Raw genomic sequence first — 10,916 nt, 5'->3', positions numbered from 1 at the left:
CTGGCGATGATCGGCCGGGTCGACGAGGCACGCCAGCTCTTCGAGCGGCTGCTGTCCCTGCGCAACGATCTGGGCCTGCTCGCGGAGGAGTGGGACTCCCGGCTGCAGCGCCAGGTGGGGAACTTCCCCCAGACGTTCAACCACTGGACATCGATCGAAGGTGCGCTCGGCCTTGGATCGGCTGGGGCATGCCGCCGGACAGTCACGGATACGGATTACGCCGACTCCGGTCGGGCAGGTGCAGGGATCGCCCCTCAGTGTCGCGACGTTGTGGGCACGGAGCCTGACACGCATGCAAGGAGCGTCCCGGATCCGCGTGACGGACATGCCCGCGGGGTCACTTCACCACCCCCTCTGCGGGCCGCCCTGTGATGTCCGCCCCCAGCCCCCGGTTCTTGGCCGGCAGGGCGCCCGGTCCTCCGGGACCGACGGCCCTGCAGCCGATACAAAAGCCACTCGCGCTCGGAACAGCCGGGACGTTCTTGGCCGCTTCGACATCCAAAAGTGAAAGAACACCCGTGTACGAGATACGTCCCGCCCAGGAGGATGACCTGCCCCATGTGCAGGCTCTGGTGAGGGCCAGGCTTCGGACGCTGAAGCTTCGCGGTGTCGCACGCGGCATGTTGACGCTGGCGGATGCCGAACGTGCTGCGTCGGAGCACGTGGTCATGACCTGGGACGCTCAGGTCGTCGGAGCTGTGACGCTCATCGCGCACATGCCTCGCCGAGAGCGGACGGAACGCGATGCCGCGCAGCCTGCATTCGAGGTTGCCTTCATGGTCACCGATCCGGCACCGGGCAGTGAGGTCTTGGGGTGGTTGCTGACTCGGTGGGCCGCAGATCTGGCTGCCCGCACCGGCCACGTGTTCATCCGGGCTCGTGTTCCCGACTCTCGGCTGGCCGAGCACTTCCATACGTCCCTCGGCTGGGAGCACGTGCGCCCGGTGCACACTGGCACCGGCTCCGTGTACTCGCTCATGCAACACCCGGCCGTGCGGTCACCGGCATTACCAGTGACCGAAGTAGGGGGCTTCACCCCTTTCCCGCCTGAATGCCCTGCACGTGACTGAGCCGCCACCAACACGGTGGCTTCCGCACAGCTCGGCCGTTTCACAACGCGCCCCATGCGTGCGCCGCACCAGCGCGGCGAGACCCGCCGTCCGCAGGGTTCGTCTACCTCTCCCTTGACTCGTCACAACCCACCTCATTGAGCACCAGGAGCACGACGTCGTGAGTTCCCCGGCCGTACGGCCAATACCCAGTTCTGCGTCCCAGGACAAGCATCTGTTCGTCCTGCGTCAGGGAGCACCCAGCCTTCCCGGGGTTCGCAAGGATGCCCGATGGAGATTTCCCGTGTTCCGGGGAAGGCGTCTTCCTCGCGCCCTGGTCGGCTACGCGGCGCCGGTGTTCTCATTGGAGTGGATGGTCCAGGACATTCTGAACGGACGTCTGCCGCCTCCCCCTGCGGATCGGGAACGCCCGGCCCTGAGGGAGCACCAGGTCGAGCCGGTGAGAATGATGAAGGAGGCGCACGCGTCCGGGGCGCCTGGCTTCCTTCTGGCATATCCGACGGGCTCGGGCAAGACGGCGATGGTCATCTGCGGGACGCTCGATCTGCCGGATGTGCGTGCGGTGCTCGTGGTGACCAGGCTGGACGTGGTCCCTGCATGGCGCAGCGCGATCGGGTATTTCGGCAGTGGCGGCAAGCGCTGGGTGGTGATCAACCCCGAGCAGTTGTGGCGGTTGTTCGATCACCCTGTGCGGCAGCTCAACTCCCTCCCGATCGACAGGGCCGCCGAGTTGGCGGCCGAGGGAGGAGTTCCTCGTGTCGCGTTCGACGCGGTGATCGTGGACGAGTCGCACATGCTGGCGTCGCCGACCTCTCTGCGTTCTCGGATGATCAACCGGCTGGTCCTCCCCGCTCCTGGGAGCAAGCCGCGGCCTTGGTTTCTGCGTGCCTCGGCTTCGCCCTTTTCCAGTCCGGAGGAGACGGCGTATGTGAGTGACCTTCTGGCGCATGCCGCCGGCGTCGGCGCACCGGGCCAGCTGAGCAAGGCCGACTACGTGGCGTGGCTGGGCAAACTCGGGTTTGAGCTGAATACAGATCATGAGGGGCGGTGGGCTCATGATCTGAGCGGAGGCGACGTGAAGATGGTCGAGTCCTTGCTGTTCTCCCAGGGTGTCGGAGCGACCGCCACTGCCGAGGAACTCGGCTTGCCGCCCATGACGCGGGAACTGCGCCCGGTAGAGCTCTCTCCTAGCGACCGGGAGCGCTACGAGTCCGCCTGGACAGAGTTCCGGGCCCTGCACGGGCTGGAAATCACGGACGGCACAGTCGACGGTACGTCGCAGGCGTTGCGCCGCGTGCAGAAGGCGTCGCTTCTCAAGGCGCCGAAGGTGGCGGAGATTGTGGCGGGGTTGGTGGAGGACGGATATCAGGTGGTGGTTCCTGCCTGGTACCTCGACAACGTCTCCGCCATTGCGCGTCTCACCGCGGCGGAGCTGAAGGCGCGTGGTCTGCGGGACCGGGTGGTGGAGATCACCGGCGCCTCGCGTGGCATCCGGGAGCTGAAGCGGCAGGCGTTCCAGGGAGGCCGGGCCCTGGTCGCGGTCGTCAACTCGCTTGAGGGCATCAATCTTCATGCGGGTGAACGTGGTGGTGCGGGCAAGGGGAAGGACGCGACGCGGGCTCCGCGGGCCTGTGTGATTGCTGATGTTCTGACCGGTGGGAAACGCGGTCTGCAGGCGGAGGGACGGACCCAGCGCGATGGTGAGCGCTCGCTGACTCTGTACGTGTATGCGGCGCACACCACAGAGGAGGAGTGGCTGGCGCGGATGCTGCGGGCGACGGCCGGAACGCAGGCGCTGGCGCAGTCCCCTGAGGATGCCCGCGCGTTGACGGATCTGGCGGCACAACTGGCTGTCCTCGACGAGGGGGAGCCGGAGCAGTGACGGGCGCGGCATCGTCCCAGGCGGCTGGCCCGCCTACGGCCAGTCTCGCTGTTCTGCCGTTCATCGAGGCGGTGTACCCGTCCGGTCGGCATGCCCTGCTGTCGCTCACACAGGTACTGGAACAGGCGGGCCGGGTGCGTCTGGCAACCACCGATCCTCTGCTGTGGGCGGCGACCGCCCGACTGCTTACCGCAGTCGCGTATGCGGCAGGATGCGGCCCGTCAGGGCGGCAGGAGTACTGGCACCAGGTCCGCCATGGCATCGACCTGGAGCCAGCGGTGTGCTGGGTGGGCGACCGTGCGGCAGACCTGGACCTGTTCCATCCGAACAGGCCGCTGTTCCAGGACGGCTCGCTGCACGCGGCAGCCAGCGACCGGCCCGACGCCGGAATTGAGGTGCTGTACCTCGACCTGACCGCGGCCATCCGACGGCCGCTGCTGTCCGACCATCGCCATCTGTACGCATCCACACCGGTGTCTTCCGCTTGCGCGGCCGGGCTGCTTCTGGTCCAGCAGATGTGGTGTCTGGGCGGACGGATATCCGCGAGTGACGCTGTCTACGGGAAGGGGTCCAACTTCGGCCGCCGGTCGGACGCGTGCGGCGGGCTGGTCATCCAGCCTGACGGCACCGTGGCACAAATGCTCGCCTGGCGGTTGATGCCTCTGCCCGCCCCAGGGCTCGGTACAGCCCACTGGACCTACACCCCACGCCCGGCATCCGCCACTGCCCAGGCGACAGCTGGCCAGGACGGCCTGGTTCCCGACGGGGAGGCGGACGCGTTGACCTGGCACCCACGCCGGATCCTGCTGTTGCCACGTGCCGACGGCACTGTGGCCCGCACCATGTTCGCCCAAGGGTGGGCGGCCGGCACGCAGGCGGCCCCGCTCATCACTACGCGGCCCGGCTGCCGTGACCTCTTGACAACCGCGGCAGGAACCCGCCTGTCCGCGGAAGCCGTAACCAGCGAAGAAGACGCGGCGCCCCTGCTGCACAGCTGGTGGACAGCACCTGAAGACAGCTGGGCACACGTCGCGCGCCGGGCCGCCGAAGCCATCGGCTGTCAGCCTCCGGACGTCCGGGTCACCGGACTGGCCGTGATCCGTAACAAGAAGATCGTCAACACGCGCCACGTCCTTCTGCCCGGTTCGTTGCTCGCCGATGCCAGAGGGAAGAAAGCCGCCGCCTGCGTCATGACAACCCGACACCGGGCCGCAGACACCGCGCCCGGCTTTGGCTCCGCGTACCTGTTCAAGGAGGCCTTCATGCACGCATCCGACGAGGAACGAGCCAGCGCACTGCGCGGCGACCTCGACCTCGACCTCGACCTCGACGACAGTCTGTTCACCACCGCCGACACGCCGTACCGCCCTGCGGAATCGGAGTCCTGCGACCCTGTCGACGTACTGACACGGAAACTGGGCAGCTGGGCACGCAGCCCCCACACCCGTGGTGTCATCGCGCACCTCGCCGCCTGGGCCGTTGAACCGTCCATGACCAATCCGGCCTACTCGTCCGTCACCCGGATCGTGCCCGACGACATGCACCAGCCGGGCATGCTGACCGCGGCCCTGTTCGCCGCCCACCGGCGGGCGTCCCGCGCCGAGAACCCGTACGGGAACGCACCACTTGCCCGGCTGATGCGCGCCTTCGGCACCGGGCACCACCGAGGGCCACGGCACCAGCCCACCAGAGCCGCTATGACGCTGATACTCGGCGCCTCGTGCCTGGGGGACCTCAGACCCCTGCTCTTGCAGCAGATCCGGTTCGCCGCGGCGCGGCGGATGACCCCGGACTGGACCAGCCTCATGCACGACCTCGCGAACTGGGGCCCGGACATCCAGGAGCGCTGGCAGACGCAGTTCTACACCAGCCAGCCGCTACCGCCCCGCCGCCAGCCCGCCCCCTCCGGAGAAGGACACCTCGCCGCATGACCACTCACACCACCGACCTCACCCCTCGACCAATACCGGCCGAGGGGCAGGTCACCGACATCACCAACCACCCCGGGCCCTTCGTGGTAGTTCATTCGCTCACCACGGTGGTCGGTGTGAGCCTCAACCAGGATATGAACGACCTACCCAAAACCCTCCGGTACGGCGATGTCGAACGGATGCGGGTCTCCTCCCAATCTCTGGTCCGGGCCACCCGCGAGTACCTGCGCACGGACGGCAGCCACGACCGCACCAGCGCCGTCTCCACCCGGTCACTCCCCCACGCCGTGGCCCAGCATCTCGAAACGGAATATGACATCGACCTCGCCGACGCGATACCCGCCGCAGCGCTCATCGTCGCCGCGGTCGGCTTGAACGTCAGCCCGGCCAACCCCGGCCGGACCAAAGTCATGACCTACGTGCCCGCCGACAGCGCGCAGCAGCTCAGCCGACTCGTGATGTCGCACTGGGACGAACTTGCCAGGCAGCGGGAGCGGATGGACGAGATCATCGCCGACGCTCTGACCGCAGAAGCCGGCCGAGGCGCATCATCCGGCAGGAAGACACAAACGGTGAGCCCGGCCACGGAGGTTCCCGAACCTCTGGTCACCGCCGCTCAAGCAGCCCTGGAACCCGGCACGGTGGAAGAGATAGCGCTCTTTGGCCGGATGCTCGCCGGGCTCCCCCGCAGCAGGGTCTTCTCCGCCGCCCACGTCGCGCACGGCTTCAGCGTCGACCCGCTCAACCGAGTCACCGACGAGTTCACGGCGGGCGACGACTACCAGGACGGCGGCGTCTTCGCCAACACCGGCATACTGGGACGCCAGTACCTGGTCTCGGGCACGCTCTACCGGCAGGCCGCGCTGGACCGGCGCCAGCTGCGCCTGAACCTGGCCCTCTCTGGCAAGACGGACGACGAGGTCGAAGCCCTGGCTCAGAGTGCCGAGCGCCGGTGGACACGGGCCATCATCCGCAGCCTGCCCTCAGGCAAACGCTCGCGCACCGGGTCACCACCCCGCCCCACCCTTGCCGTGATCGCCACCAGCGACGAGGCCCTGACGGCTGGCCCTGCGTTCGAAGACGCGATCACCTCACAACCGGCAGGCACTCACGCTGCCGCCCGGCTGGCCGCCTACCTCCACCACCTCGACCTGCGCGGTGGAACCGCTCTGTGGCAGTCGCCTGCCGGCGATTCACCACCAGACCTCCCCGATGTACTGAACGTGAAGGGATACTGACGTGGTCACCGTGCTGCTCCGCCTGACCGGCCCGATGCAGTCGTACGGGACATCATCACAGTGGGAAGAGCGTGCCACCCGCTCGCGCCCCACCAAAAGCGCGGTCGTCGGTCTGGTCGCCAATGCCCTGGGACTCAGCATTGACGCACCTCTGCACGACCTGACCCAGATGGTCTTCGCCGTCCGCGCCGACCGGCCCGGCCAGCAGATGGCCGACGAGCAGACCGCCGGCGGCGGACGCTTCCCACCAACCGGCCCAACGGCCCCGAATCCGGACCACTGGTACGGCGCACCGCGCGACCCGGATATGAGCCCCGAGGGAACGCTCCGGGCCTCACGGAAGAAGGGCAGCCGCGACCCGGTCCTGATCACCAAGCACTACCTCATAGACGCAGCATTCCTCGCCGGGCTGAGTACCGAGAACACGCAGCTCGCGCACACCATCGACACTGCGCTGCGTCAACCAGCCCGGTTGCTGTTCCTGGGCCGGCACTGCTGCCCGCCCGCCCGGCCCGTCGCCCACGGCACGACCCCGCACGGGCCTGACCAGTGGCCCAGCCGCGTCAGTCTGCTGCCCGAAGCGACCGTGACCCGGCCCACCGTCTGGACCGAAGTGCCGCCCGCCACTGGTGCCTTCCCCAGCTCCGAGAATCCCGTGAGCTTCACCGCCCGTAATCACCGCACCCTGTTCCTGCGGATCTCGACCGCCCTGCCCCCTGCTTCGGAATTTCCACAATGACGCCCCGCCCTGCAGCCACCTTCACCACGGTCCGATCGGCGCTCACTCTCTCCCCACCCGAGCAGGCCGTGTGCGATGACGTGCACCGCCTGCATTTGCTGGTTCTGTCCGGATTCAGTAACCAGAGCCCCGGTACAACCGAACAAACACCCCGCCCAGCTCAGGTGCTGTACGCCGCCCGCCGCGGCACACCCCAGTCCGGCCGCACCCGAAGACTCACGGCCGCGCCACCCGAACAGATCCTGGTCCAGGCGCCTTTGCACCCCAACTGGGAACCCCTCCGTGCTGCCGGACGCCTCATCAGGGCAGACGTCTTCCCTGTCGAGCATCACGTCACCACCGGCGACATCATCGACATACAGGTCATCGCCAACCCCGTCAGGAGGGACACCCTCACCGGAAAGCGCGTCAGCGTGGCGACGCCCGACGAAGCCTCACGCTGGCTGCACCGCCGCCTGGCATGCAGTGGACTGGAAACGTCACTCCACCACATCGATCCCGGCGAGCGTATACGCATGACCGGGACACGCACGCAATCGGGCGACCGAATCACCGCGCTCTACCGGGAAATGACAGCCCGTAGCCGTGTCCTCGATCCTGCACTCCTTGCACACGCCCTGGAGCAGGGCGTCGGCCCTGCCAAGGCGTACGGCTGCGGTCTGCTGCGCATCCACCAGGTCCGGTAGAACCCAACAACCGGAAACCCAGCACGTGTAATCTTCCTGCTGAAACTCCATCTCCCAACTCCTCACATTGGTGGGGCTGTACCACGTGCTGGGAGTTCAAGACCGGCCTGCGCTCGAACCTCCCCACGCTGGTGGGGTCGCAGTGATCTCCACGAAGCGCAGGCGATCCTCTCCTCATACCCATGGGGATGCACCGTTCTGAGGGAGATCAGAGCCGGCCTTACGTCGTCTTCCCCACACTGGTGGGGCTGCAGTGCCCTTCGACGCCTCCGCCCGATGCCTGGCCGTGCCCGCGCGCTCGTGTGCGCAGGCACGACCCCCGTTCTCCACTGCTTTGCCCGTCCCCAGCGCCTCACCGGCTGACGGGCTTCTCGGCCTCAGCGTCCGGTGTGTGCTGAGGGTCTCCCGTGAGACGTCAACCCATGCGTGTTACGGCAAGGCCCAGGTGACATTCGATGCGCAGGAAAGAAATGCCGTCGACCCACGCACCCTACAGGAATCGAACCCGTGTCATCACAAGCAAATACGTCGCTCTCGAACGAAGGAAGACAATGATCGGAATTGAAAACCTCTGTGGTCACCCGAATCCGGCCTGGCGCGACCAGGCCGATTCGTTCGTGATGTACGACTTGACCGACTCGGGGATGCCCGGCCACTGGGAGCAATTGCCGGCGAAGCGACTGGGTGGCGGCCGCTACATGTTGTGCAGCATCCCCCTCTCCACCTTGAAGATAGCGCTCGGCGACATTGTCACCACGACCTCGTCCGGCAGGTTCGTAGATTCCGTCGACGCTGTGACCGAGCGGTCCGGCAACGTCGTCATTCACGCCGTGTTCCATAAGAACGCCACGATCGAGGGGAACGAAGACCCTCAGGACGATCTGATCAGGGAGTGCAGGTGTCTCGGTATTGATTACGAATTCCACGAGCAGCCGGGTTACGTGGCCCTCAGCTGCCCGGTTGGCTCTCACGAGCATGTGGAGATCGAGAAGCGCCTCCACGCCTATCACCTGCTGAAATGGGGATACTTCGTAACATCCGAGCGGAGCAAACCTCAGGACTCCGCGAGTTGAGCGAACCGGAGATCGCTGTCAGGAGTTCCTCGTCAGGTCCTCGATCGCTTTGAGTTCGTGAGCGCCACGGGCACCGATCGTGTCCCCTGGCCCTCTTGCCCGCGCGTCCCGACCACACCTGTCCGTCCGGGACGGGGAACATCTTCCCGTCCCGGGCCGGCCCGCGCGCCAATCCCTCGGCCCTGACCGTCGTTGCCACTGGCGGAGCCTTAACCGTGCGCGGCTGTCGCTGACGCCTGCCACGCGACGTGCGTGTTGAGCGCAAGGATGCCCAAGCGGGGACGGGACGATCGCCGCATCGATCGAGCGAACAAAGGGATCCTTCCTCCTCCAAGGCCACCGGCCCGCTAATGGGGCCAGATTTGTTCACGAGCCCCAGTCATTTCTCAGGCACCAACGACTGTACAGAGGGAGTGTTCCGGAATGCACTGGTGGGTTACGCAAATCAAAAACGATTCCAATAGGGCAAATTGCCTCGAACTGGCGACCCCAACAAGCATATCCGCATTCATCGAAGCATTTACGGCTCTACTGCGGAGTGATCAGACGCCGTGCATAGGTATCGCCTTGGACTACTACCAGAGCTACGATGCCATGTGGCGCCACGGCATCGAGAATCCATTCGAACAATTCGATGCCGAAGTGCTCACCAGCGCTCGTCAACTGCTCCGGCAACCCCCGGTGGTGGCTGCACGTCAGCGGGAGGCGAAGGAGGACGGCGCCAATCATGCAAGCGCACTGGCGGCCATGATGAATTTGGCTGAACCCGGAGATGCGGATCTCATCGCTGAGTCTCTGAATTCGGCGACAACTAGCGAAGTGAGAATCGGCGCTGCGCTGGCCGCTGCCAGTGCGCTTGTGGACGCGGACGTCCCTCCTCTGCGCCTGCTCGAATCTCTTGAGTCGTTGATTTTCAACACAATGAGCACTTATCACGAATTCTCGGCAGCAATCAGCGCCCTATTGGAGTCCCAGTCAGAAGAAGCGGATGAGATACTCTTCCGAGCCATCGACGTGCCGTCGATAGGCGTTCAAGCTCAAGCCGCAATTGCCCTTGCAGAGAGGGATTTCCCGGCTTACCGAGGAGACGTCACCAGAGTTGCTCGGTCCTGGCCTCAAAACGCCGAGTTCCCTGCCACGAAGCTTCTATCTCTGCTCCGTGAAGAAGAAGGGACTGCATGATGTCGATGCCGGTCTATCCGTTCAACGTCGGCTTCTATGCCGCACGCTGCCAACTCATCCGACACAACAACAGGAGAGAACAACATGAAGGTCTACGATCCGGCTATATCCGTAGCGTTGTCCGACGCAATCGGGCACGGCCCCCCGTACAGCAGTAGCGAACTCACGTCGGTCACCGATCTGGCAGTAAAATACTCCACCGATCTCTCAGCCGTTGGAAGCTGCACCCACCTCGAAATTGCTATTTTCATCGGTTGCGATCCGATTTCATTCGAGATTTTCAACACACTCAGGACATTGAAATCGCTCATCATTCAGGACGGCGGTCTTCGCGTGCTGTGTGGACTTGGTCGACTCGGCGCACAGAAGCTTGCCTTTCCCAGGAATTTCATCGAGGACCTGAGTCCATTGCTGGAGTTGAAGCAGCCATGCGAAATAGATGTGACAGGAAACCCTTTGTCCGAGGATTCGTACTGCAACGTTCTTCCCGAATTGTCTCGCAGGGGGCATCGAGTGAAAGCGTCGGGGGAACTCCTCTGGAAGGTGACAAAGCGACTTCATTCCGAAGGGGTTCCTGTTTGCTGCTACCGAGGGCGAGGCCCTAACGAGTATCGTCTCTGCCGCCCCCGGACTTTCCTCGACTGCTTTGCCGGACTGTAACCATCCCATTGTTTCCATTGACCAGGTCAAGGAGTTACTGACGGGCGACCCCCATCAGGCACATACGTACTTCGGGCGCAAGGATTTGATGCCTCGTCTTCTCTCCCAGTGACCTTCGACCTCCAGTCACCCGGTGCCCCGCCTCGAAGTCAACAGGCATCCGCACTGCTGCCGAGGCTCGCTGGCCGTCGGTAGGTTCGCGTACCTGAGCGCGACTTCTGCGGTCGCCATAACGGTCCGGACGAAGAATGGGTGTGGGCGCATCGCGCAATAGTTGATCAGGGTGACCGGGTCGGGCCTGTCGAGGTGATGGACTTCCCAGAGGATGCCGAAGAGGTTGTCTCCCAGGTGCGTGGTGAGCCTAGCCTCGATCGTTCATGAGTCGTCGTCGGTTCGCTGACGGGGACTCTGTGCTTGCGAGGTGCCGAACTTCGTGGGCTGGGGCAGGTTGGCGG

Annotated in this window: 9 protein-coding genes and 1 pseudogene; all 10 read left to right on the top strand. The window is 65.2% G+C overall.

Features of this window, described 5'->3' with window-relative positions; all coding sequences use genetic code 11:
• A pseudogene (locus ACIQCZ_RS42125) lies at positions 1-189 on the top strand (glycoside hydrolase family 15 protein); the annotation flags it as partial.
• A gap of 329 nt (positions 190-518) precedes the next feature.
• A complete protein-coding gene (locus tag ACIQCZ_RS42120; protein WP_402291452.1) occupies positions 519-1,070 on the top strand; it encodes a GNAT family N-acetyltransferase in 552 nt (183 codons plus the stop codon).
• Positions 1,071-1,353: 283 nt separating this feature from the next.
• Positions 1,354-2,952, top strand: a complete 1,599-nt coding sequence (locus ACIQCZ_RS42115) for a DEAD/DEAH box helicase family protein (protein WP_402291450.1) — start codon at positions 1,354-1,356, stop codon at positions 2,950-2,952.
• A complete protein-coding gene (locus ACIQCZ_RS42110; RefSeq protein ID WP_402291448.1) occupies positions 2,949-4,883 on the top strand; it encodes a type I-E CRISPR-associated protein Cse1/CasA in 1,935 nt (644 codons plus the stop codon). Before ACIQCZ_RS42115 ends, ACIQCZ_RS42110 begins: the two co-directional genes overlap by 4 nt.
• Positions 4,880-6,121 carry a type I-E CRISPR-associated protein Cas7/Cse4/CasC gene (locus ACIQCZ_RS42105; RefSeq protein ID WP_402291446.1) on the top strand — a complete coding sequence of 414 codons (1,242 nt, stop codon included), beginning with the start codon at positions 4,880-4,882 and terminating at the stop codon, positions 6,119-6,121. Before ACIQCZ_RS42110 ends, ACIQCZ_RS42105 begins: the two co-directional genes overlap by 4 nt.
• Position 6,122: 1 nt before the next feature.
• Entirely contained in the window at positions 6,123-6,860 is a 738-nt protein-coding gene (cas5e, locus tag ACIQCZ_RS42100; RefSeq protein ID WP_402291444.1) for a type I-E CRISPR-associated protein Cas5/CasD, read from the top strand.
• A gap of 68 nt (positions 6,861-6,928) precedes the next feature.
• Positions 6,929-7,546, top strand: a complete 618-nt coding sequence (locus tag ACIQCZ_RS42095) for a type I-E CRISPR-associated protein Cas6/Cse3/CasE (RefSeq protein WP_402291442.1) — start codon at positions 6,929-6,931, stop codon at positions 7,544-7,546.
• A 551-nt stretch (positions 7,547-8,097) separates the two neighbouring features.
• Positions 8,098-8,619 carry a DUF4265 domain-containing protein gene (locus ACIQCZ_RS42090; RefSeq protein WP_402291440.1) on the top strand — a complete coding sequence of 174 codons (522 nt, stop codon included), beginning with the start codon at positions 8,098-8,100 and terminating at the stop codon, positions 8,617-8,619.
• A gap of 423 nt (positions 8,620-9,042) precedes the next feature.
• The gene (locus ACIQCZ_RS42085) at positions 9,043-9,801 is read left to right on the top strand and encodes a hypothetical protein (RefSeq protein WP_402291439.1); all 759 of its coding nucleotides are present in this window, start codon (positions 9,043-9,045) and stop codon (positions 9,799-9,801) included.
• 84 nt (positions 9,802-9,885) lie between these two features.
• Positions 9,886-10,461: a hypothetical protein gene (locus tag ACIQCZ_RS42080; RefSeq protein ID WP_402291437.1), complete on the top strand. Its 576-nt coding sequence runs from the start codon at positions 9,886-9,888 to the stop codon at positions 10,459-10,461.
• The last annotated feature ends 455 nt before the right edge of the window (positions 10,462-10,916 follow it).

The sequence above is a fragment of the Streptomyces sp. NPDC093149 genome (assembly GCF_044754145.1).
Classification (GTDB): Bacteria; Actinomycetota; Actinomycetes; order Streptomycetales; family Streptomycetaceae; genus Streptomyces.
The sequence above is the reverse complement of the archived record's forward strand: the minus strand, read 5'-3'. Positions and strand labels throughout refer to the sequence as shown.

What these genes read in the sequence shown, in the direction of transcription:
- ACIQCZ_RS42105 (WP_402291446.1), top strand. Translation starts at nt 4,880, where the DNA reads ATGACCACTCACACCACCGACCTCACCCCTCGACCAATACCGGCCGAG.
- ACIQCZ_RS42090 (WP_402291440.1), top strand. Translation starts at nt 8,098, where the DNA reads ATGATCGGAATTGAAAACCTCTGTGGTCACCCGAATCCGGCCTGGCGC.
- ACIQCZ_RS42085 (WP_402291439.1), top strand. Translation starts at nt 9,043, where the DNA reads ATGCACTGGTGGGTTACGCAAATCAAAAACGATTCCAATAGGGCAAAT.
- ACIQCZ_RS42080 (WP_402291437.1), top strand. Translation starts at nt 9,886, where the DNA reads ATGAAGGTCTACGATCCGGCTATATCCGTAGCGTTGTCCGACGCAATC.